20 protein-coding genes are annotated in these 21,934 nt (G+C 52.4%); 2 read left to right on the top strand and 18 right to left on the bottom strand.

Going from position 1 to position 21,934, the window contains the following annotated elements:
- Positions 1 to 160: 160 nt before the first annotated feature.
- The 9 genes from rlpA to leuS all read right to left on the bottom strand — a co-directional run bounded on the left by rlpA (position 161) and on the right by leuS (position 10,166).
- Positions 161 to 1,279 (bottom strand): endolytic peptidoglycan transglycosylase RlpA, encoded by a 1,119-nt coding sequence (rlpA, locus tag H4F65_RS07425; RefSeq protein WP_010284046.1) that lies wholly within the window; start codon positions 1,277 to 1,279, stop codon positions 161 to 163.
- Positions 1,280 to 1,292: 13 nt separating this feature from the next.
- A complete protein-coding gene (mrdB, locus tag H4F65_RS07420) occupies positions 1,293 to 2,405 on the bottom strand; it encodes a peptidoglycan glycosyltransferase MrdB (protein ID WP_010284047.1) in 1,113 nt (370 codons plus the stop codon).
- A gap of 9 nt (positions 2,406 to 2,414) precedes the next feature.
- Positions 2,415 to 4,319 carry a peptidoglycan DD-transpeptidase MrdA gene (gene mrdA, locus H4F65_RS07415; protein ID WP_010284048.1) on the bottom strand — a complete coding sequence of 635 codons (1,905 nt, stop codon included), beginning with the start codon at positions 4,317 to 4,319 and terminating at the stop codon, positions 2,415 to 2,417.
- 33 nt (positions 4,320 to 4,352) lie between these two features.
- Positions 4,353 to 4,823: a 23S rRNA (pseudouridine(1915)-N(3))-methyltransferase RlmH gene (rlmH, locus tag H4F65_RS07410; protein WP_005976291.1), complete on the bottom strand. Its 471-nt coding sequence runs from the start codon at positions 4,821 to 4,823 to the stop codon at positions 4,353 to 4,355.
- A 1-nt stretch (position 4,824) separates the two neighbouring features.
- Complete coding sequence (gene rsfS, locus H4F65_RS07405; protein WP_010284049.1) at positions 4,825 to 5,142, bottom strand: ribosome silencing factor; 318 nt, start codon at positions 5,140 to 5,142, stop codon at positions 4,825 to 4,827.
- A gap of 194 nt (positions 5,143 to 5,336) precedes the next feature.
- Positions 5,337 to 6,026, bottom strand: coding sequence for a nicotinate-nucleotide adenylyltransferase (gene nadD / locus H4F65_RS07400; RefSeq protein ID WP_010284050.1), 690 nt, complete (start codon positions 6,024 to 6,026; stop codon positions 5,337 to 5,339).
- Positions 5,993 to 7,018, bottom strand: a complete 1,026-nt coding sequence (gene holA, locus H4F65_RS07395) for a DNA polymerase III subunit delta (protein ID WP_010284052.1) — start codon at positions 7,016 to 7,018, stop codon at positions 5,993 to 5,995. Before holA ends, nadD begins: the two co-directional genes overlap by 34 nt.
- Positions 7,015 to 7,569: an LPS assembly lipoprotein LptE gene (lptE, locus tag H4F65_RS07390; protein WP_010284054.1), complete on the bottom strand. Its 555-nt coding sequence runs from the start codon at positions 7,567 to 7,569 to the stop codon at positions 7,015 to 7,017. Before lptE ends, holA begins: the two co-directional genes overlap by 4 nt.
- A gap of 14 nt (positions 7,570 to 7,583) precedes the next feature.
- On the bottom strand, positions 7,584 to 10,166 hold the full coding sequence (gene leuS, locus H4F65_RS07385) for a leucine--tRNA ligase (RefSeq protein WP_010284056.1): 2,583 nt from the start codon (positions 10,164 to 10,166) through the stop codon (positions 7,584 to 7,586).
- 310 nt (positions 10,167 to 10,476) lie between these two features.
- Here leuS and H4F65_RS07380 point away from each other — a divergent pair, with 310 nt between their 5' ends.
- Positions 10,477 to 10,959, top strand: coding sequence for a zinc ribbon-containing protein (locus H4F65_RS07380; RefSeq protein ID WP_010284060.1), 483 nt, complete (start codon positions 10,477 to 10,479; stop codon positions 10,957 to 10,959).
- A gap of 48 nt (positions 10,960 to 11,007) precedes the next feature.
- On the opposite strand, the gene H4F65_RS07375 is transcribed toward H4F65_RS07380, so the two are convergent.
- The 9 genes from H4F65_RS07375 to miaB form a co-directional block, all read right to left on the bottom strand.
- Complete coding sequence (locus H4F65_RS07375; RefSeq protein WP_010285405.1) at positions 11,008 to 11,733, bottom strand: amino acid ABC transporter ATP-binding protein; 726 nt, start codon at positions 11,731 to 11,733, stop codon at positions 11,008 to 11,010.
- The gene (gltK, locus tag H4F65_RS07370; protein WP_010285407.1) at positions 11,733 to 12,407 is read right to left on the bottom strand and encodes a glutamate/aspartate ABC transporter permease GltK; all 675 of its coding nucleotides are present in this window, start codon (positions 12,405 to 12,407) and stop codon (positions 11,733 to 11,735) included. The genes H4F65_RS07375 and gltK overlap by 1 nt, the downstream gene beginning before the upstream one ends.
- 3 nt (positions 12,408 to 12,410) lie before the next feature.
- A complete protein-coding gene (locus tag H4F65_RS07365; protein ID WP_010285409.1) occupies positions 12,411 to 13,151 on the bottom strand; it encodes an amino acid ABC transporter permease in 741 nt (246 codons plus the stop codon).
- A 220-nt stretch (positions 13,152 to 13,371) separates the two neighbouring features.
- Positions 13,372 to 14,268, bottom strand: coding sequence for an amino acid ABC transporter substrate-binding protein (locus tag H4F65_RS07360; RefSeq protein WP_010285411.1), 897 nt, complete (start codon positions 14,266 to 14,268; stop codon positions 13,372 to 13,374).
- A 406-nt stretch (positions 14,269 to 14,674) separates the two neighbouring features.
- On the bottom strand, positions 14,675 to 16,204 hold the full coding sequence (gene lnt, locus H4F65_RS07355) for an apolipoprotein N-acyltransferase (RefSeq protein ID WP_010285413.1): 1,530 nt from the start codon (positions 16,202 to 16,204) through the stop codon (positions 14,675 to 14,677).
- Between the two features lie 7 nt (positions 16,205 to 16,211).
- Complete coding sequence (gene corC / locus H4F65_RS07350; RefSeq protein ID WP_010285415.1) at positions 16,212 to 17,090, bottom strand: CNNM family magnesium/cobalt transport protein CorC; 879 nt, start codon at positions 17,088 to 17,090, stop codon at positions 16,212 to 16,214.
- Positions 17,091 to 17,218: 128 nt separating this feature from the next.
- Complete coding sequence (gene ybeY, locus H4F65_RS07345) at positions 17,219 to 17,698, bottom strand: rRNA maturation RNase YbeY (RefSeq protein WP_010285418.1); 480 nt, start codon at positions 17,696 to 17,698, stop codon at positions 17,219 to 17,221.
- Complete coding sequence (locus H4F65_RS07340) at positions 17,695 to 18,753, bottom strand: PhoH family protein (RefSeq protein WP_014914633.1); 1,059 nt, start codon at positions 18,751 to 18,753, stop codon at positions 17,695 to 17,697. Before H4F65_RS07340 ends, ybeY begins: the two co-directional genes overlap by 4 nt.
- Positions 18,754 to 19,094: 341 nt before the next feature.
- On the bottom strand, positions 19,095 to 20,519 hold the full coding sequence (miaB, locus tag H4F65_RS07335) for a tRNA (N6-isopentenyl adenosine(37)-C2)-methylthiotransferase MiaB (RefSeq protein WP_010285423.1): 1,425 nt from the start codon (positions 20,517 to 20,519) through the stop codon (positions 19,095 to 19,097).
- 227 nt (positions 20,520 to 20,746) lie between these two features.
- Here miaB and ubiF point away from each other — a divergent pair, with 227 nt between their 5' ends.
- A complete protein-coding gene (gene ubiF / locus H4F65_RS07330; protein ID WP_010285425.1) occupies positions 20,747 to 21,913 on the top strand; it encodes a 3-demethoxyubiquinol 3-hydroxylase in 1,167 nt (388 codons plus the stop codon).
- Positions 21,914 to 21,934: the final 21 nt, after the last annotated feature.

Raw genomic sequence — 21,934 nt, 5'->3', positions numbered from 1 at the left:
AACAACAACATCCGTGGGTATGAGTTAAAAAACGAGCCACACTATATCAGATGGGAAATAGGCAGGCATCAGACATTACGTTACGTGATTTTGCAAAAGGGCGGTATGTTCAATGCCATAGCCGCCGTTTTCGCTGCGTGAGTCTGCCGATTATCTGTTACTAGAGGGTGCTGGGTGCGGCGGTAATAAACGACTGCTGCTGAGCTTCGACTGACAAACGTTGTTGAAGTTCAGCGGCTTGCTGACGATTCTGGAACGGCCCCAGTTGAATACGATACAGGCCACCGCTCGCCGTGACTTTCCCAGCCACGTGGAAGCGTTCGCTCAGGCTGCGCTGCCAGGTTTGTGCGCGTTGTTGATCGCTCAATGCACCGACCTGAACCACATAGCGACCCGTGGCAGATGGCGTTACAGCCGCGGGCGCGACAACCGTTGCAGCTGGCGCGACGTTCATTGGCGCAGCGGATGACGATGGCGCTACCGCTGGCGTCACGCTGGACTCAACCACGCCAGCGCGCAGGGCGGAAGGCGCGCCCAGAAAACCACCGCTGTGCGACGTCGCGCTACTCTGCGGCTGTGCGCTGTCTGCTGGTGCACTCAGGCTACTATTGCTGATCGGGCGCACGGCGTTGTTGGGCGTTGGTGACGTCGTTTCCATCATCGGTGTGCCCAGCCCGCTGGCACCGAAGCTTGGGCGTTCCGGCAGGGCGAAGCTTTGCTTAGCGACGGTGGTGCCCACGGTTCCGGGACCGGAGAGCGTACCGTCTGGTGCGACGTTGATGAAGTCCACTTTTACTTTGGTATTGTTCGAGATATTCAGCCGATCGCCTGCGGCCTTCGACAAATCGATAATTCTGCCCGGCGTATACGGCCCGCGGTCGTTTACGCGTACAACCAGACGGCGGCCGTTACTCAGGTTGGTCACGCGGACATAGCTTGGCAGAGGCAGCGTTGGGTGGGCGGCGGTTATCGCATTAGGATCAAACGTTTCACCGATAGATGTGCGGTTACCGCTGGCTTCTTCGCCGTACCATGTGGCTAAGCCTGTCTCGCTAAAATTTTGCGGATTTTTGACAATCTTATAGCTCTTGCCTTTGATGCTGTAGTCTTGCAGCGTACCCTGATTGTAGGGTTCATAGCGCGGTTCTGCACCACCGATCTCTTCCGTCGGGCCGCTGTAAACCTGAGTCACGGGCGGCACAGGCTGCCGCTGTTCCGTTGTGGTACAGGCCGCAAGCGCCAGAGTTGCTACGCCGATCCAAAGCCAATCCTTACGCATTGCTCACCTCGTGTTATAAATTCTTAGATAGCAGTTTGCGGTGAGTATGTATCGACATGACGATACCGAACCCCGCCATTAAGACGACCAGCGCCGACCCGCCGTAGCTGACTAGCGGCAGCGGCACGCCAACGACGGGAAGTATACCGCTGACCATCCCGATATTGACGAACACATAGAAAAACAGAATCAACATCAGCCCGCCGACCATCACCCGGCCGAACGAGGTTTGCGCATTCGCGGCGATGACCAAGCCACGCATAATCATGAACAGATACATGGCGAGCAGGACCAACACGCCGATTAACCCGAGCTCTTCTGACAGCACGGCAAAGATAAAGTCGGTGTGGCGCTCTGGCAGAAACTCTAACTGAGACTGGGTGCCATGCAGCCAGCCTTTTCCAGACAGCCCGCCTGAGCCTATCGCAATTTTCGACTGAATAATATGGTACCCGGCTCCGAGCGGATCGCTTTCTGGATCGAGCAACATCATGACCCTGGCGCGCTGATAATCATGCATCAGGAAAAACCAGAGTATAGGAATAAAAGCGGCGAGTAGCAGGACGGCGATGCCAATCAAACGCCAGCTCATACCCGCGAGGAAAAGCACAAATAGCCCTGATAGCGCGACCAGAATTGAGGTGCCTAAATCCGGCTGTGCGGCAACCAGCAGCGTAGGGACAAAAATTAGCACCAGCGCGATTGCCGTATTTTTTAACGACGGCGGGCACATATCACGGTTGATAAAACGTGCGACCATCAGCGGTACGGCTATCTTGGCAATTTCTGACGGCTGAAAACGGATAAAGCCCAGATCCAGCCAGCGCTGTGCGCCTTTACTGATCTGCCCAAAAATATCCACGATGAGCAGCAAAATCACGCAAAACACATAGAGGTAGGGGGCCCAGCCTTCATATACGCGCGGAGGGATTTGCGCCATTACGATCATCACCGTAAACCCCAGCACGATTTGAACGACTTTTCGCTCCATCATACCGACGTCTTGTCCGCTGGCGCTCCATAAGACAAATAGGCTATAGCCTAGCAGTGCCAGGATGCAGAGAAGAAACGGCAGATCGATATGGATTTTCGCCCAGAACGATCCCTTTTGTTGGCTATCGGTCATGACTGTCTGTTACTCACTCTCGCTACCCGGTGGTGCAGGAGGCGCACTGGGTAAATCGGTATTGTTATCACCCAGCAGAATATGATCGAGGATCTGGCGGGTGATGGTGCCAACGGTCGGGCCTGCGCCACCGTTTTCCAGAATAATCGACATCGCTACTTTAGGGTCTTTATAGGGGGCAAACGCAACCATTAATTTATGGTCACGCAGATGTTCTGCGATCTTGTGCGCATTATAGGTTTCGTTTTCTTTCAGGCCGAAAACCTGTGCTGTACCGGATTTGGCCGCAATTTTATAAGGCGCATCCTCAAAGCTTTTGTGGGCAGTACCGTTAGGCCGATTAGCTACGCCATACATTCCATCCTTCGCCACTTCCCAATAGCCAGAGTGGATGTTGCCAATTTGCTGATTCTCTGTCTGCCGGAAAGGCACAATTTTGCCATTTTCCCGCGAGCTATAAAGCAGGTGCGGCGTTTTGACCTGGCCGTCGTTGATCAGCGTCACCAGCGCCTTATTCATTTGGATAGGCGTTGCGGTCCAATAACCTTGACCAATCCCGACCGGAATCGTATCCCCTTGATACCAGGGTTTTTTGAACCGTCCTAATTTCCACTCGCGCGTTGGCATATTGCCTTTGCTTTCTTCCGAAATATCGATACCGGTTTTCTCGCCGTAACCAAATTTGTTCATCCATTCGGATAGACGATCGATCCCCATGTCATAAGCGACCTGATAGAAGAAGGTATCCGCGGACTCTTCCAGCGATTTGGTGAGATTAAGGCGACCATGTCCCCATTTTTTCCAGTCGCGGAAGCGCTTTTCGGAACCGGGTAATTGCCACCAGCCGGGATCGAACAAGCTGGTGTTCGTTGTGATCACGCCTGCCGTGAGAGCAGAGACCGCAATATAAGGTTTAACGGTGGAGGCGGGGGGGTAAATCCCCTGTGTCGCACGGTTGATCAGCGGACGATCGGGATCGCTTTGGAGTTTTGTGTAATTCTTGGTGGAAATCCCGTCGACAAAGAGGTTGGGATCGTAACTGGGCGTGGAAACCATCGCCAGAATACCGCCGTCGCGTGGATCGGTGACAATCACGGCAGCACGGCTGCCTTCCAGCAGTTTCTCGATGTAGATTTGCAGGCTTAGATCCAAAGTCAGATAAATATCACGCCCGGCCTGCGGTGGCTGTTCGTGGAGCTGGCGGATCACGCGGCCGCGGTTGTTAACTTCAACTTCTTCATAGCCAGGCTTGCCGTGCAGCAGATCTTCGTAATGACGTTCAATACCTAGCTTACCGATGTCACGTGTGGCGGCATAATCGGCAATTTTTTCTTCTTTGGTTAGCCGCTCTATGTCTTTATCGTTGATTTTGGAGACATAGCCCGTGACGTGCGTCAGAGCCGAGCCGTAAGGATAATAGCGGCGCTGGTAGCCTTTAACTTCAACACCGGGGAAGCGGTATTGGTTGACGGCAAAGCGGGCGACCTGAATCTCATCGAGCCCAGCTTTTACGGGGATGGAAGTAAAACGGCGTGAACGCTTACGCTCTTTTTCAAAGTTTTCCAGATCGTCATCGGTCAGATCGACGACGGGGCGCAGGGCTTCGAGCGTATCTTTAAGGTTGTCGACTTTGTCGGGTACCAGTTCTAACTGATAGATAGTGCGGTTCAGCGCCAGCGGGGTGCCGTTACGGTCATAGATGATGCCGCGGCTGGGCGCGATAGGAACCAGCTTAATGCGGTTCTCATTAGAGCGTGTGCGGTAGTCATCAACGCGCACAATTTGCAGATGATAAAGATTAGCGACTAATACACCGGAAAGCAGCAAAATGCCCAGAAAGGCTACCAAAGCACGGCGCACAAACAGGGCGGACTCAGCCGTATAATCACGAAAGGGTTTACGTTCTACTTTCATCCAGCGTTATTTCACAGGTTTCATCGTATCGCCTTACTCCCGATGGTAAGGGTGATTAGTCGTAATGCTCCATGCACGGTACAGGCTCTCCGCCACCAGTACACGAACAAGCGGGTGCGGCAGCGTTAATGGCGAGAGTGACCAGCTTTGTTCTGCTGCGGCTTTGCACTCCGGCGAAAGTCCTTCTGGTCCGCCAATCAGCAAACTGACGTCGCGCCCGTCCTGTTTCCAGCGCTCTAGCTGTTGCGCCAACTGTGGCGTCTCCCAGCGAGTCCCTGGTATGTCCAGCGTAACAATGCGGTTGCCTTTGCCTACTGCGGCTAGCATTTGTTCGCCTTCGCGCTCCAGAATGCGTTTGATGTCCGCATTTTTACCCCGTTTCCCCGCCGGAATTTCGAGTAATTCGAAAGGCATGTCCTTTGGGAAACGGCGCAGATAATCGGTGAAACCAGTCTGCACCCAGTCGGGCATTTTGGTGCCAACGGCGACCAGTTGCAGTTTCATACTAGCCCCACAGCTTTTCTAATTCGTACAGTTGACGGCTTTCTTCTTGCATGACATGAACCATCACGTCACCTAAATCGACAACAACCCAGTCAGCAGCGCTTTCGCCCTCTACTCCGAGTGGAATCAGACCCGCGGCGCGTGAAGATTGCACGACGTGATCGGCGATAGAAGCGACATGACGCGTAGAGGTACCTGTACAGATAACCATGTAATCGGTGATGCTGGACTTACCCTGCACGTTAAGTGCAACAATATCCTGGGCTTTTAAGTCATCGACCTTATCAATAACGAAGTCTTGGAGTGCTTGGCCTTGCAAAGGTTCCCCCTCAATGGCGTTTTGTCAGCAACTGACGAACGCGTGTGGCGCTGAATTGTTTAGGAAAAAGGTGAATCACCGAGTAATTGCCGAGAATTTCCGCTTTTTCCGGTGATTGAAACCAGCCGCGGAGTATATCACGCACTTTTACCGAGTGGTATAAAGCCCGTGGCTGATGGGCAGGAAAAGCGGCGTTATTGGTACAGGCCGCTTTCGTCGATGTAGCTGAGCACGGCGGGAGGTAATAAATCGCGACAGTCCAGACCTTGCTGGCGACGCTGGCGAATGTCCGTGGCGGAAATGGTGACCAGCGGCGTGTCTGCTAAAAAAATCCGTCCCTGCGGTTGCTGATGAAGATCGTCCGGCGTGTGCGTCAGATGATCGTCCAGCCACTGCTGTAGTTCGGGCGTTTCTAACGTCGAGCGATAGCCGGGCCGAGCGCATACCAGCAAATGGCAGACGCTAAGCAGATCCTGCCAGCGGTGCCAGTGGTGCAGCGTTAGCAGCGAATCTTGTCCGATGATAAAGCCCAGTGGCGCATCTCGGCCTTTTTCAGCCCGCAGCGCTTCCAGCGTATCGATGGTATAGGAGGGCGTTTGCCGTTGCAGTTCACGATCGTCCACGGTAAATAGCGGGTTGCCTTCAACAGCCAGCTCAGCCATATGAAAACGCTGCCGGGAACTGGCTTCGGGCTGCTGCCGGTGCGGCGGAACGTTATTGGGCATCAGGACGACTTGAGTCAGCCCCACGAGCTTTGCCAGTGCGGTCACTGGCTGAAGGTGACCGTAATGAATCGGGTCAAATGTGCCGCCAAAAAACGCGGTCAGGGATGGCGCTGCGGGTGACGTATTCAGATGAATGCCTCCGGCAAGGCTTTGCCGCACAGCAGCATGGCAAGCGATTCCAGTTCAGACCAAACGGACTGACCATAGTCTTGCTTTAAGGTTATTTCCACCTGCGTTAGCAAGCGTACGGCCTGCTGTAGCTGTTGAAGAGAAAGCCGCTGTAGTGCCTGAGTGAGCAGGTCACGCCGGTTTTGCCACACTTTTTGCTGATCGAAGAGCGTACGCAGCGGTGTGTCTGACATGCGCCGTTTTAGCGCCAACAGCTGTAATAGTTCACGCTGTAGCGTGCGCAGTAAAATGACAGGCTCGCAATCTTCCTGTTTTAACTGCTGCAAAATGTGCCAGGCGCGTTTGCCTTTGCCTGCCAGCAGCGCATCAAGCCAGTGGAACGGGGTGAAGTGAGCGGCATCATTGACTGCGCTTTCCACACGCGGCAGGGTCAGCTTGCCATCGGGATAAAGCAGCGCCAGCCGCTCTAACGCCTGAGACAGCGCGAGCAAGTTGCCTTCATAGCAATAGCAAATAAGCTGTGTGGCCTGGTCATCCAGCGTCAACTTCATGGACTTGGCACGTTGAGCAACCCAGCGAGGGAGCTGTGCCTGTTCCGGCGTCAGACAATTGATATAGACGCTGTCTTGCGCCAGCGCTTTGAACCAGGCGCTGTTTTCCTGCGCTTTGGTCAGCTTATGACCGCGCAGAATCAGCAAAATATCGGGGTGCAATAATCCAGAAAGCTTAACCAGATTTTCACCCATCGCGGCGTTTGGGCCGTTTTCCGGCAAAACCAGTAAGAGCGATTGGCGCGAGGCGAACAGGCTGAGCGCCTGACAGGTGCTGAAAATCGCATCCCAGTCAGTATGAAGATCCAGAATGAAGCTGAAATGCTCGCTGAATTCGTGCTGTTGAGCGACCCGTTTGATGCTGTCGAGACTTTCCTGCAGCAGCAGTGGGTCTGAACCAAAGACCAAATAACAACCGCGCAGCCCCTCATGGAGCTGCGCGGTGAGTTGTTCGGGGTAAAGCCGAATCATGAACGCGTGGCGGCAGCGGTGGAATCGGTAGATTGCAACCGATTTTTGACTTCCTGACTACCATTGACGGTCAGCAACTTACGCACCAACTGCTGGGCAGCCTGCTCACGCATTTCCTGACGGACGATGTCCTGTTCGGCATCTTTCGCCAGTGCGGCCAGCGGGTTATCAAAGAACGTGCGGAACACCGTCACGCTGAGCGGATAAATATCTTCACCCGGCATCAGCACCTGCGCCTGCAACGTTAGCACCATCTGGTACTCCGCTGTTTTACCGTCCTGAAAAATAGAGACGGTATCGCGCGTTTCGCTTGAGCCCAGTACGCGCAGAGACGGGATATCCTGACGCGTCGCATCGTCAACGATTTTCACATCGCTGAGACGGAGTTGCTCACGTACTGCACGCGTTAGCGGACCATAAGGATCGCTGCTGTCGAGCACCAGTGTTTGTAACTGCGCAGGCACTTGTGTCGTGCCGCGCAGATGAAAACCGCAGCCAGCGGTGATTAACACCGCCAGCCCCAGCAACAACGTGAATAGACGATGTCGCACAGTTCCTCCTTGCCTTAACCCACAACCAGGTTAAGCAGTTTGCCAGGGACATAAATCACTTTACGAACCGTGACGCCGTCCAGATATTTCGCGACCAGCGGTTCCTGTGCAGCGCGTTCGCGAACCTGTTCTTCGCTTGCGTCAGCGGCAACGGTGATTTTACCACGTACTTTACCGTTAACCTGAACAACGACCAGCTTGGAATCTTCCACCATCGCGTTCTCATCAGCAACCGGCCACGGCGCAGTATCAACGTCGCCTTCACCTTGCAGCGCCTGCCACAGCGTGAAGCAAACGTGCGGCGTGAACGGATACAGCATACGAACGACGGCCAGCATGGTTTCCTGCGTCAGCGCGCGATCCTGATCGCTGTCCTGCGGAGCTTTCGCCAGCTTGTTCATCAGCTCCATGATGGCGGCGATCGCGGTGTTGAAGGTCTGGCGACGGCCGATATCATCGGTCACTTTAGCAATTGTTTTGTGCAGATCGCGGCGCAGTGATTTCTGATCTTCCGTCAGTGTAGCGATATCCAGAGCCGTTACCGCACCTTTCTCGGTATGCTCGAAGGCTTGTCTCCAGACGCGTTTCAGGAAGCGGTTTGCGCCTTCTACGCCGGACTCCTGCCATTCCAGCGTCATTTCCGCCGGAGAAGCAAACATCATGAACAGGCGAACGGTATCTGCACCGTATTTCTCTACCATGACCTGCGGGTCGATGCCGTTGTTTTTAGACTTCGACATTTTGCTCATGCCCGCGTAAACCACGTCACGGCCTTCGTTATCGACGGCTTTGACGATGCGTCCTTTCTCATCACGCTCAACGGTCACGTCGGTCGGAGATACCCAGATGCGTTCGCCGTTATTGCCCAGATAGTAGAAGGCATCGGCCAGCACCATGCCCTGACACAGCAGGCGTTTGGCGGGTTCATCAGAGGTCACCAGACCAGCGTCGCGCATCAGTTTGTGGAAGAAGCGGAAATACATCAGGTGCATGATGGCGTGTTCGATACCGCCAACGTATTGGTCAACGGGCAGCCAGTAGTTGGCAGCAGCCGGATCCAGCATTCCCTGATCGTACTGCGGGCAGGTGTAGCGCGCGTAGTACCAGGAAGATTCCATAAAGGTGTCGAACGTGTCGGTTTCACGCAGCGCTGGCTGACCGTTAACGGTTGTCTTCGCCCATTCCGGATTAGATTTCAGCGGGCTGGTGATGCCATCCATCACGACATCTTCCGGCAGGATCACTGGCAGTTGATCTTCTGGCGTTGGGATGACGGTGCCGTCTTCCAGCGTCACCATTGGAATTGGTGCGCCCCAGTAACGCTGACGGGAAACACCCCAGTCACGCAGGCGATAGTTGACTTTACGCTCGCCGATGCCTTTTTCTACCAGCTTATCGGCAATAGCGTTGAACCCAGCCTCGAAATCCAGACCGTCAAACTCACCAGAGTTGAACAGGCTGCCTTTCTCTGTCATCGCCTGAGCGGACAGATCGGGCTCGCTACCATCAGCGTTCAGAATAACTGGCTTGATAGACAGATCGTATTTGGTGGCAAACTCCCAGTCGCGCTGGTCGTGGCCTGGAACGGCCATCACTGCGCCTGTACCGTATTCCATCAGGACGAAGTTGGCGACCCAGATAGCGACTTTCTCACCGTTCAGCGGGTGAATCGCATACAGGCCAGTGGCCATGCCTTTTTTCTCCATCGTCGCCATATCGGCTTCGGCAACTTTGGTATTACGGCATTCTGCAATGAAATCGGCCAGCGCCGGGTTCGCTGCGGCAGCTTGTGCGGCGAGAGGGTGACCTGCGGCAACGGCCACGTAGGTCACGCCCATGAACGTATCCGGGCGCGTGGTGTAAACAGTCAGTTTCTCGGCACTGTCCGCCACGTCAAAGGTGATTTCCACACCTTCAGAACGGCCAATCCAGTTACGCTGCATGGTTTTGACCTGCTCAGGCCAGCTTTCCAGCGTATCCAGATCGTTCAGCAGTTGGTCTGCGTAAGCGGTGATTTTGATAAACCACTGTGGAATTTCTTTGCGTTCGACTTTGGTGTCACAACGCCAGCAGCAGCCGTCGATAACCTGTTCGTTCGCCAGTACGGTCTGGTCGTTCGGGCACCAGTTAACGGCGGAGGTTTTTTTATAAACCAGACCTTTCTCGTACAATTTGGTGAAGAACCACTGTTCCCAGCGGTAGTAGTCTGGTTTGCAGGTCGCGACTTCACGATCCCAGTCATAGCCAAAGCCCAGCAGTTTGAGCTGGTTTTTCATGTAGTCAATATTGGCGTAGGTCCAGGGAGCTGGCGCGGTGTTGTTTTTAACCGCTGCGCCTTCTGCCGGCAGACCAAAGGCATCCCAACCGATCGGTTGCAGAACGTTCTTGCCCAGCATGCGCTGATAACGGGAGATCACGTCGCCGATGGTGTAATTACGGACGTGGCCCATATGTAGTCGGCCAGAAGGGTAAGGCAGCATGGAAAGGCAATAGTATTTTTCCTTGCCGGGCTGTTCGGTGACTTTAAATGTCTGCTTCTCTTGCCAGTGAAGCTGGACGTCCGCTTCTATCTCTTCTGGGCGGTATTGCTCTTGCATGGCTGCCAGGGGTCCTGTTTAGTGAAGAATCGCTACGTGAGTAGCCTGTTCTGATTCATAACAAAAGATCCGCATAGCATAGCCGTAAGCGGCGCGGGCAACAACACCCAGCGCCCGACTGAGGAATATTTCTGATCTGTGAGCGACATACTGCGAAGCGTTGCGCAAATTGGCGACAATTTATCAGGCGTACCGAAAAAATAATCTAAAATAGAGAGAGATAGGCAACGTATCGGTTTTTGGCCTGATGTGCCAGACAGCGAATAGTCGTGCTTTATCACCTTTCAACCCGCTTAATTCAGGAGGAAGCATGAATAAACTAGCCCGCTACTACCGCGAGTTAATGGCTTCAGTGACGGCCCGGCTGAACAATGGTGAACGCGATCTCGACAGTCTGGTGCTGAGTGCCCGCAAAACCTTGCAGGAAAGCTCGGAGCTGACGCAGAAAGAAATCGAGCAGGTTATTCAGGCTGTTCAGCGCGACTTGGAAGAGTTTGCCCGCAGCTATAACGAGAGTCAGGGTGAGTTTACCGACAGCGTTTTTATGCGAGTTATTAAGGAAAGCCTGTGGCAGGAGCTGGCGGATATTACGGATAAAACGCAGCTAGAGTGGCGTGAGATCTTCAAAGATGTGAATCATCACGGGGTGTATCACAGCGGTGAAGTGGTGGGGCTAGGTAATCTGGTGTGTGAGAACTGCCATCATCATATTGCATTCTACACGCCGGAGGTGTTGCCACTCTGCCCGAAATGCTCACATGACCTGTTCCACCGCCAGCCGTTTCAGCCGTAGAGCTGTTGGGGTAAATAAGCGTGCCTTGCGGCACGCTGTATCTGATTATTAATGCAGGATTTTCGCCAGGAAGTCTTTCGCGCGTTCGGATTGTGGGTTATTGAAGAAATCATCCTTGCGGGTGTCTTCAACGATTTTGCCCTCATCCATAAAGATCACGCGGTGCGCCACTTTACGGGCAAAGCCCATTTCATGCGTAACGACCATCATGGTCATGCCTTCCTGCGCCAATTCAACCATAACGTCCAACACTTCGTTGATCATCTCTGGATCGAGTGCGGATGTCGGTTCGTCAAATAGCATCGCGATAGGATCCATGCACAGCGCACGCGCGATGGCGACACGCTGTTGCTGACCACCGGAAAGCTGCCCTGGGTATTTGTTGGCGTGCGCCGCTAGCCCAACGCGTTCCAACAGCTTCTGCGCTTTAGCTTTGGCTTCTTCACGATTACGTTTCAGCACTTTCACCTGCGCCAGCGTCAGGTTCTCGATAATTGATAAATGTGGGAACAGTTCAAAGTGCTGGAACACCATCCCGACTTTGGAACGCAACTGGGCCAGATTGGTTTTCTTATCGTTAACGGCAATACCATTGACGGTAATTTCACCTTTTTGAATCGGTTCCAGACCGTTTACGGTTTTGATCAGGGTTGATTTACCAGAGCCAGAAGGCCCGCAGACGACCACGACTTCACCTTTTTTTACTTCTGTGGAGCAGTCGGCTAGCACCTGAAATTGGCCGTACCATTTAGAAACATTTTTCAGGGAAATCATCAAACCGTCCTTTTTTTCAGGTAACTGACCAGCATTGAGGCAGTAATGCTGAAGAGAAAATAAATGAACCCGGCAAACAGGATCATTTCAACTTGTGTTCCGTCACGCTCGCCGATGGTTGAGGCGGTACGGAAGAAATCAGCGAGGCTGAGCACGTAAACCAGTGAGGTATCCTGGAACAGAACAATCCCCTGCGTCAGCAGCAGCGGCACCATCGCGCGGAATGCCTGCGGCAGAATAACCAGCTTCATGGATTGCCAGTGCGTCATGCCTAATGCTAACGCCGCGGAGGATTGACCGCGTGACACGCTGAGAATACCCGCACGAATGATTTCCGAATAATAGGCTGCCTCGAACAGCGAGAAGGCTACCATAGCTGAAATCAGTCGAATATCGGTTTTCGGCGATAGCCCAAGCACATTTTGTAATAAGCTAGGAACCACCAGATAGAACCACAGCAGCACCATGACGAGCGGAACGGAGCGGAACAGGTTCACATACAACTTGGCGAACCAACTGATAGGCTTGATCGGCGACAAGCGCATCACCGCCAGAATCGTGCCCCAGATAATCCCGAAGACCACCGCCGTTAGCGTAATTTTGAGTGTGACGACCATCCCCTGAATCAGGTACGGCATGCTTGGCCCAATTGAGCTCCAGTCAAATTCATACATGATTTATTTGCTCCCCATATTGCCCGGCAAACGGGTTTTTCGCTCAACGACCTGCATAATCAACATAATGATGGCATTGATGCCAACGTACGCCAGCGTGATGGCGGTAAAGGATTCATACGCGTGGGCGGAATAGTCCAGCAATTTACCTGCCTGTGCCGCCATATCAACCAGACCAATCGTGGAAGCGATAGCCGAGTTTTTTACCAGGTTCAGCATCTCTGACGTCAGCGGCGGAACAATCACACGGTACGCATTCGGTAGTAACACATAGCGGTAGGTTTGCGGCAGCGTCAGGCCCATCGCCAGCCCGGCAGCTTTCTGGCCGCGTGGTAGCGATTGAATCCCTGCACGCACCTGCTCACAAACGCGCGCCGCGGTGAAGAGCCCCAGACAAATCATTGATGACAGGAAGAATTGAATATTGGGATCGAGTTCTGCCTTAAACCACATACCGATGTTGACGGGAAGCAGTTCAGGAACCACCAGATACCAGGTAAAGAACTGGACAATCAGTGGGACGTTGCGAAATAGTTCGACGTAGCAGGTACCAATGCCCGCAAGGAAACGATTTGGGACGGTACGCAGGATTCCAAATAAAGAACCAATAAGAAAAGCGATAATCCAGGCACAGATAGATAATGTGACGGTGACTTGCAGACCGGACAAAATCCACCCGAGGTAGGTTGTGTTGCCGAAGGGGGCGGCTTGTAGAAATATGCCCCAGTTCCAATCTATTGACATAACGAACTCCGGTAAAAAAAGGGTAGCGAAGCTACCCTGAAGATTGATGAGCGGCCATATTCCCGTTCTGTTTCAAACTACAGGTGTATTGTTTATTTTCCTGTTTATCGAAATTTCTCGGGGCAACATGTGATGGGGAACGACCATCACATGCCTGTCTGTCCTGCCACGAATCAGCAATCAGAGGGCAGATAGCTCTGCCCTTAATTCTCATTATTAATTAGTTTAGCGCTTTGTCATTTGGCGCTTTGAACAGCGCTTTCATTTCGTCTGACAGTGCAAAGTTCAGGTTAAGATCTTTTGGTGGGATCGGTTGTTTGAACCAGCGATCGAACCATTTTTCAGCTTCACCGGAGGCCTGAACTTCAGCGATGGTGTCATCAACCAGTTTCTTGAATTGCGGATCGTCTTTACGCAGCATACAGCCGTAGGCTTCTTCAGACTGCGCTTTGCCGACGATATCCCACTGATCGGCGTTTTTCGCTTTCGCACGTTCACCCGCCAGCAGCGCATCATCCATCATAAAGGCGACAGCACGGCCGCTTTCCAGCGTACGGAAGGAGTCACCATGGTCTTTCGCACTGATGATACGCATTTTCAGCTGTTTTTCTTCATTCAGCTTGTTCAGCAGAACTTCAGAGGTGGTGCCGGAAGTCACGACGACGGTTTTACCCGCCAGATCTGGGAAGTCTTTTACGCCAGAATCTTTTTTAGTTAACAGACGCGTACCGACCACGAAAATGGTGTTAGAGAACGCGGCTTGTTTCTGACGTTCCAGGTTGTTAGTCGTTGAACCACATTCAAAATCAAAAGTACCGTTCTGTAACAGCGGGATACGGTTCTGAGAGGTGATAGGGAGTAGCTTGACCTGCAGATTAGGCGCATCCAGTTTTTTCTTAACCGCTTCGACAATTTTGTCAGAGTAGGCTTGAGAGTAGCCGACCACTTTTTGCGTGTTGTCATAATAAGAAAAAGGCACGGACGATTCGCGGTGTCCAATGACGATCACGCCATTATCTTTGACCTTTTTCAATGTACCGGCCAGATCTTCAGCCTGAGCTACGCTGGCGGCGGTGCCAAGCAGAAGCAATGATAATGCCAGTTTACGCATTTGCATGTTCTAACTCCTTTGCTGTCGTTATATACCCGTCATCTTCAAGTTAACATTGTCTTCAAGCTAACATCGTATTGCTGTATCACTCATAATGCTTTGCGACTTCTTTGTGATAACGCTGCACCGTTAAAGCGCGAAGTTACTGTCTATACAGTTAAAAAGTAGCTGATTGTAAATAGATTGAAATAGAAATGTTTGTTTTTTGCGATATCCGCCGCACCAAATAACAGCAATGTCAGAGGGTGGCACCAATTTGGTGCGTTACTTGCCCCAATAGAGAGCTTTAGCCGACGTAATATCCAAAAAAATACAGAAACAACCCTTTACAGGGTAATAAGAGGCAAATACCGTGCCATAAATAAAAAAAGGCATGCAAAAGCATGCCCTTAGGGATGTGAAAAGTGGCTGGTTATCGGCGACGCAAACCGAAGAAAACGGCAGCGACACCGCCCAGTAACGTAATGATCCAGAGCGGCCAGGAACCGAAGCGTGCATACGGCGTTATCCCCGTTGCTGGCACGACCTGCGTGCTGAGGACCGCACGCGTAAACTGCGGCAGACTGGCGCTGACATTGCCATCGGGGGTAATCACCGCTGTGACGCCGTTATTGGTACTACGAACCAGAGGACGCCCTAATTCCAGCGCGCGCATGCGTGCCATCTGGAAGTGTTGCCACGGACCGATTGAATGACCAAACCAGGCATCGTTCGAGATGGTCAGCAGCATATCGGTGTCTGGACGGAAGTTATCACGCAACTGCTGGCCTAAGATGATTTCATAACAAATGGCGGCGTTGAGCTTGAAGCCGTGCACAGAAAGCTGAGGCTGAACGTAGTCTCCGCGGCTGAACGACGACATAGGGAGATCGAAGAACGGTGCGAGTGGACGTAACAACGTTTCCAGCGGGACAAACTCGCCAAAAGGTACCAGATGGTTTTTGTTGTAACGGTTCGTTGTGGGGTAGTGATACGGATCTTTGTCACCCAAAACGATGACTGAGTTATAAAAATCGGTTTTATTCCCCTCACGCCGGATATCGACGATACCTGTAATCAGGCTGCTATTACGGCTACGCAGAATGTCGTCAATCTGCTTCAAATAGGCACCCTGACGGCTTTCAATATCAGGAATCGCCGTTTCTGGCCAGATAACGATAGGGGCCTTGTCCATATAAGGCAGGCTGTTATCCAGATAGATTTTCAGCGTATTCAACAGCTCATCTTGTTCCCACTTCATGGCCTGAGGGATGTTGCCCTGTACCAGTGCGACATTGACGGCGCGTTCAGGTTGCAGGGTATACCACTGCACGTTGCGCAGCGGCCATGACAAAACAAAAACGCTGATGGCAATGGCTGCCGGTGCGATTTTTCGTTGATTGATGGCATAAACGAGTAGCCCGCTGAGGCTCATCAATAGGAAGGTAATAGTGTCTATACCCAGAATAGGCGCGATACCTTTGAGCGGGCCGTCAATTTGGCTGTAGCCGAATTGCAGCCACGGAAAACCGGTGAGTACCCAGCCGCGTAGAAATTCGGTTAACTGCCAGAGCACGGGAGCGGCAAGCGCCAGACGCCACAGCGTTGTTTTCGGCCACAGGCGTGAGAGTAGGGCAGAAAACAGCAGAGGGTAGAGCGACAAATAGGCAGCGAGCAGAATGACCAGCGCAACATTGACAGGACCCGGCATTCCGCCAAACTGCGCGATGCTGACGTAAACCCAGTTAACGCCGCTACCGAACAGACCTAATCCCCAGCAAAATCCTATCCAGGCTGACTGACGACTCGTACGGTTGAGCGTCAGTGCCTGAAGGCCCATGAGCGAGATAATCGCCGCAGGCCAGAAATCAAAGGGAGAAAATGCCAGCGTGCCACAGGCACCAAATAAGAGCGCCAGCAGGGCTTTGACCCGCTGGCGTTGTAGAAAAGAAGCGACAACCATTGCCAAATTATTCTTCCAATTTTGGTTGAGGGGCATTGTCAGGGATTCTGACATGAACCTGAATAATACGGCGGCTGTCCGCCATCGCAACCTTAAACAGGTAACCTTCTATGTCGATGGTTTCGCCACGGGCAGGAAGATGGCCGAAAGACTGCATAACCAAGCCGCCAATGGTGTCGACCTCGTCATCGCTGAACCGTGTACCGAACGCTTCGTTAAAATCTTCGATATCGGTTAACGCACGAACGGTGTAGGTCTGGCGATTAAGCTGACGGATATCTCTGTCTTCTTCATCGTCATATTCGTCTTCAATTTCGCCGACAATCAACTCAAGAATATCTTCAATCGTGACCAGGCCGGATACGCCACCAAACTCATCGATGACAATCGCCATGTGATAGCGCAGTGAGCGGAACTCGTTCAGCATTCTATCAACGCGTTTACTTTCCGGCACAACCACGGCGGAACGCAGAACTTTATCCATACTGAAAGGCTCGGAATCGCTGCGCATAAACGGCAGCAAATCCTTCGCCATCAGGATGCCTTCAATGTGGTCTTTATCTTCGCTAATAACGGGGAAACGAGAGTGGGCGGATTCAATAATCACGTCCAGACACTCTTCCAGCGTTTGATCGCGCTTTAGCGTAATCATCTGCGAGCGAGGGATCATGATGTCGCGTACACGCTGGTCGGCGATATCCATGACGCCTTCGAGCATATCTCGTGTTTCAGGATCGATCAGTTCATTCTGTTCGGAATCACGAATCAGAGTGAGTAAACCGTTACGATCTTTTGGCTCGCCGTGAAAAAGCTGATTAAGAATAAGAGAAAAGAAGCCCTTTTTGGGACTGGGTGCATCGCTGTTTTGAGAATGGTCGTCGCTCATGCGTTTTAATTAACATCACTCTTGTTAAGGGATTATTGCCAGCCGTTGGAATCGACACAGCGGCTGACGTGGAGCAGATTAGTACCCGATATCTTCCCGATCTCGGGCTAGATAAAATGTATTTCTATTTATTCGGTGAGGCCATCTTTTTCTGCAAGATAAGGATCGGCATAGCCCATACTTTGCATAATCTCGGTTTCCAGCGCCTCCATTTCTTCGGCTTCGCTGTCTTCGATATGGTCATACCCTAGCAGATGCAGGCTACCATGGACAACCATGTGCGCCCAGTGCTCTTCTACGGTTTTTTCCTGCTCTGCGGATTCACGTTCGACAACCTGACGACAGATGATTAAATCACCAAGCAAAGGAAGCTCAACCTCAGGCGGTGCCTCGAAAGGAAACGACAGCACGTTGGTCGGCTTGTCTTTACCGCGATAGGTGTTATTCAGGTCGCGGCTTTCGGCCTCATCCACGATACGGATCGTGACTTCAGAGATTTCTTGAAACTGTGGCAGAACGCCTTCCAGCCAGCGCTGAAAGTCTTTTTCTTCCGGTAGCCCCTGTGTTTGCTCGCTGGCGATTTGTAAATCCAGAATCACCTGACTCATTTTTGCTCCTGATCTGATGCCGCAGCCTGTGCTTCACGCTTACGCTGTTCCGCTAAGGCGTCTTTACGTTTCTGTTCGGCATTTTCCCACGCTTCATAGGCATTCACAATCCGTGCAACCACCGGATGGCGCACCACGTCTTCGCTGTGGAAAAAGTTAAAGCTGATCTCTTCCACATCGGCCAGCACTTCTATCGCGTGGCGTAAGCCGGATTTCAGATTCTTCGGCAGGTCGATCTGCGTGACGTCACCAGTGATGACCGCTTTTGAGTTGAACCCGATGCGTGTCAGGAACATTTTCATCTGTTCGATGGTGGTGTTCTGGCTTTCATCCAGAATGATAAAGGCATCGTTCAGCGTTCGGCCACGCATGTAAGCCAGTGGCGCGACTTCAATGACGTTGCGTTCGATGAGTTTCTCTACGCGCTCAAAGCCCAGCATTTCAAACAGAGCATCATAAAGTGGGCGCAGGTAAGGATCGACTTTCTGGCTCAGGTCACCAGGCAGGAAGCCCAATTTCTCGCCAGCTTCGACGGCTGGGCGCGTTAACAGAATACGGCGAATATCCTGACGCTCCAGTGCATCCACGGCGGCAGCGACGGCTAAGTAGGTTTTCCCCGTTCCCGCAGGGCCAACACCGAATGTGATGTCGTGATCGAGAATATTGGCGACATACTGCGCCTGATTCGGCGTGCGTGGTTTGATTACGCCGCGTTTGGTGCGGATATTGACCACTTTGCCATAGTCAGGAACATGTTCCGCAGACTGTTCCAGCACACGGGATTCTTTAATCGCCAGGTGGATTTGCTCTGGATCGATATCACCGATGACGCCACGTACTGGGGCCGTATCGACATACAGACGTTGCAGGATATCGGCGGCAGCTTGCGTCAGCAGGTTTTTACCGACCAGCTTAAACTGGTTATCGCGGCGATTGATCTCGATGCCTAAGCGGCGCTCTAACTGCTTAATATTGTCATCAAACGGGCCGCAAAGGCTGAGCAGGCGTTGGTTATCTGCGGGTTCAAGGGCAATTTCTTTTGTCGTTACGTTCAAATTATTCCTCTTGAGCGTTACTGCGCTGGCGCTTTCTGCCTGCACAAAATGAACAGTTGTCAGACGGCCTGATATGTCAGCCATATGAATGAATTATTCATCGTGAATACCCGATGGTGCAAGTCACAATCATTATATTGGGATGCCGCCTCGCAAAAGCAAATGTAAGCGGCATGAAATTGACGCGGATTATTGAATGATAATCCTGCTATAAAAAACGCAGGAACGTTTTTCAACGTTGCGAAGCAACGGCCCGGAGGGTGGCAGGCAGGGATAGCCTGCCATAAAAAATGGGTGGCAAAGCCACCCATTAATCATGCTGAGACTGAAAGCTACATCGATTACGGCTGATAGAACCCGACGCCGATCTCATTCTCTTTGCGGGTACGCGCAATCACGGAAGACGGTGATTCATGTACGCGCAGGTCCATTTGATCTTCGGTACGCACCACGATGCCGCGCAGCGAGTTGGTATAAACATCAACGATTTCCACATCGACGAATTTACCGATCATATCCGGCGTGCCTTCGAAGTTGACGACGCGGTTGTTTTCCGTACGACCAGACAGCTCCATCACGCTCTTACGTGAGGTGCCTTCAACCAGAATACGCTGGACGGTGCCCAACATGAGGCGGCTAAACCGCATTGCCTGCTGGGTGATGCGCTCTTGCAGAAGATACAGACGCTGTTTTTTCTCTTCTTCCGGCACGTCATCGACCATATCCGCAGCCGGTGTTCCCGGACGGGCAGAGTAGACAAAGCTGTAGCTCATATCGAAATTCACATCGGTAATCAGCTTCATCGTTTGTTCAAAGTCAGCCTGCGTTTCGCCAGGAAAACCGACGATAAAGTCAGAACTGATCAGAATGCCAGGACGTGCGTTGTGCAGTTTACGGATGATGGCTTTGTATTCCAGCGCGGTATGACGGCGTTTCATCATTGTCAGCACGCGGTCAGAGCCGCTTTGTACTGGCAAATGCAGGAAGCTGACCAGCTCCGGAGTATCTTCATAGACGCTGATAATATCATCTGTGAATTCAATCGGATGGCTGGTGGTAAAGCGGACGCGATCGATCCCGTCAATAGCGGCAACCAGACGCAGCAGCTCAGCAAAGGAGCAGATTTCACCGTCATAGGTTTCGCCGCGGTAGGCGTTGACGTTCTGTCCTAAAAGGTTAACTTCACGTACGCCTTGCGCGGCCAGTTGAGCGATTTCAAACAATACATCATCGCACGGGCGGCTGACTTCTTCGCCGCGGGTATAAGGCACAACGCAGAATGTGCAATATTTATTGCAGCCTTCCATGATGGAGACGAAAGCGGTTGGCCCTTCGGCTCGCGGCTCTGGCAGGCGGTCGAATTTTTCGATTTCAGGGAAACTGATATCCACGATGGGGCTACGGGTGCCCTGTACGTGATTAATCATTTCCGGCAGGCGGTGCAAGGTTTGCGGGCCAAAAATAACGTCAACGTAGTGCGCACGTTCACGAATATGCGCGCCTTCCTGTGAGGCCACGCAGCCACCGACACCAATAATCAGGTTTGGATTGAGATCTTTCAGCGTTTTCCAACGGCCAAGTTGATGGAAGACCTTTTCCTGCGCCTTTTCACGGATAGAACAGGTATTGAGCAGCAGAACATCGGCTTCTTCAGCGATTTCAGTCAGCTCATAGCCGTGCGTACTTCCCAGTAAATCAGCCATCTTTGATGAATCGTACTCATTCATCTGACAGCCCCAGGTTTTAATATGCAGTTTTTTTGTCATCGACTTACCATTACTCAGTGCGGATAAGAAAGATTCCCCTCATTTGGGGTGGGTATTGTAATCGCTCGCCGACGTTGTGACCAGCACCGGAAACCACGCTGATTTGATAACTCCTTACTTTCTATAAAAATGCGGCTTTTCTGAAAAGTTACCCGCAAATCCAGTACACTATTTTCATGCATTTTTACTGGTGTGAATAAACCAGAACCAGAGAGGATAAAGCCAATATGCATTACGATGCGATTGTGGTTGGCGGTGGCATGGTCGGCGCGGCCGCGGCGCTTGGGTTGGCACAGCAAGGATTTCAGGTTGCCGTGGTTGAACAGGAAATGCCGACACCGTTTGATGCCGCCAGTCCGCCAGATTTACGGATCTCGGCGATTGGCTATGCGTCGGTTGCGCTATTGAAAGAACTGGGTGCATGGCAGCGGGTTCAGCAGATGCGCAGCGCGCCTTACCGTCGATTGGAAACCTGGGAATGGGCGAATGCCAGAGTCGTTTTTGATGCTGCCGACATTCACCTGCCCGAGCTGGGTTTTATGGTGGAAAACCGCGTGTTGCAACGGGCGCTCTGGGAAAGTTTACAGGAAGAGGAACGCTGCCAATGTTATTGCCCGGCTACGCCGCAGAACCTGCAACGCACCGATGATGGCTGGTGCTTACAGCTTGCTGATGGGCAGCAACTGACGGCTTCGCTGGTGGTGGGAGCTGATGGCGCGAATTCTCAGGTTCGCTGGTGGGCGGGGATTGGTATCAACGGCTGGCAGTACCGTCAGTCTTGTATGTTGATCGGCGTTGAGACCTCGCAGCCCCAGCAGGATGTGACCTGGCAGCAGTTTACGCCGAGCGGCCCGCGTGCATTTTTGCCGCTGTTTGACCAGTGGGGATCGCTGGTGTGGTATGACAGTCCGCAGCGTATTCGTCAGCTTCAGGCGATGCCGCTTGCTCAATTGGATAAAGAAATTGCGGCCGCATTTCCTGAGCGATTGGGCACGGTCAAAGCGCTCTCCGCCGGGTCATTCCCGTTGGTCAGACGCCATGCACAAACCTATATCAAGCCAGGCTTGGTGCTGTTGGGTGATGCCGCGCATACCATCAATCCGTTGGCGGGGCAGGGGGTTAATCTGGGGTATCGCGACGTTGAGGCGCTGCTGGACGTGTTGATTAATGCGCGTAATGCAGGAGAAGAATGGGCTTCTGAGCGCGTGTTACGCCGCTATCAGTGCCGCCGTATGCCGGATAATCTGATGATGCAAAGCGGGATGGATCTCTTCTATAACGTGTTCAGTAATGCGTTACCACCGCTGAGTTTTGCGCGCAATATGGCGCTGATGGTTGCACAGCGCGCTGGGGTGTTAAAACAGCGCGCATTGAAATATGCCATTGGCGTCTGATGAGTAATGAGGACGCCGCCC

Source organism: Pectobacterium brasiliense (genome assembly GCF_016950255.1).
GTDB lineage: Bacteria > Pseudomonadota > Gammaproteobacteria > Enterobacterales > Enterobacteriaceae > Pectobacterium > Pectobacterium brasiliense.
The sequence above is the reverse complement of the archived record's forward strand: the minus strand, read 5'-3'. Positions and strand labels throughout refer to the sequence as shown.

What these genes read in the sequence shown, in the direction of transcription:
- miaB (WP_010285423.1), bottom strand. Translation starts at nt 20,519, where the DNA reads ATGACAAAAAAACTGCATATTAAAACCTGGGGCTGTCAGATGAATGAG.
- lnt (WP_010285413.1), bottom strand. Translation starts at nt 16,204, where the DNA reads ATGGTTGTCGCTTCTTTTCTACAACGCCAGCGGGTCAAAGCCCTGCTG.
- ybeY (WP_010285418.1), bottom strand. Translation starts at nt 17,698, where the DNA reads ATGAGTCAGGTGATTCTGGATTTACAAATCGCCAGCGAGCAAACACAG.
- rlmH (WP_005976291.1), bottom strand. Translation starts at nt 4,823, where the DNA reads ATGAAACTGCAACTGGTCGCCGTTGGCACCAAAATGCCCGACTGGGTG.
- leuS (WP_010284056.1), bottom strand. Translation starts at nt 10,166, where the DNA reads ATGCAAGAGCAATACCGCCCAGAAGAGATAGAAGCGGACGTCCAGCTT.
- holA (WP_010284052.1), bottom strand. Translation starts at nt 7,018, where the DNA reads ATGATTCGGCTTTACCCCGAACAACTCACCGCGCAGCTCCATGAGGGG.
- rlpA (WP_010284046.1), bottom strand. Translation starts at nt 1,279, where the DNA reads ATGCGTAAGGATTGGCTTTGGATCGGCGTAGCAACTCTGGCGCTTGCG.
- corC (WP_010285415.1), bottom strand. Translation starts at nt 17,090, where the DNA reads ATGAGCGACGACCATTCTCAAAACAGCGATGCACCCAGTCCCAAAAAG.
- mrdB (WP_010284047.1), bottom strand. Translation starts at nt 2,405, where the DNA reads ATGACCGATAGCCAACAAAAGGGATCGTTCTGGGCGAAAATCCATATC.
- H4F65_RS07365 (WP_010285409.1), bottom strand. Translation starts at nt 13,151, where the DNA reads ATGTCAATAGATTGGAACTGGGGCATATTTCTACAAGCCGCCCCCTTC.
- gltK (WP_010285407.1), bottom strand. Translation starts at nt 12,407, where the DNA reads ATGTATGAATTTGACTGGAGCTCAATTGGGCCAAGCATGCCGTACCTG.
- H4F65_RS07360 (WP_010285411.1), bottom strand. Translation starts at nt 14,268, where the DNA reads ATGCAAATGCGTAAACTGGCATTATCATTGCTTCTGCTTGGCACCGCC.
- H4F65_RS07375 (WP_010285405.1), bottom strand. Translation starts at nt 11,733, where the DNA reads ATGATTTCCCTGAAAAATGTTTCTAAATGGTACGGCCAATTTCAGGTG.
- mrdA (WP_010284048.1), bottom strand. Translation starts at nt 4,319, where the DNA reads ATGAAAGTAGAACGTAAACCCTTTCGTGATTATACGGCTGAGTCCGCC.
- H4F65_RS07380 (WP_010284060.1), top strand. Translation starts at nt 10,477, where the DNA reads ATGAATAAACTAGCCCGCTACTACCGCGAGTTAATGGCTTCAGTGACG.
- ubiF (WP_010285425.1), top strand. Translation starts at nt 20,747, where the DNA reads ATGCATTACGATGCGATTGTGGTTGGCGGTGGCATGGTCGGCGCGGCC.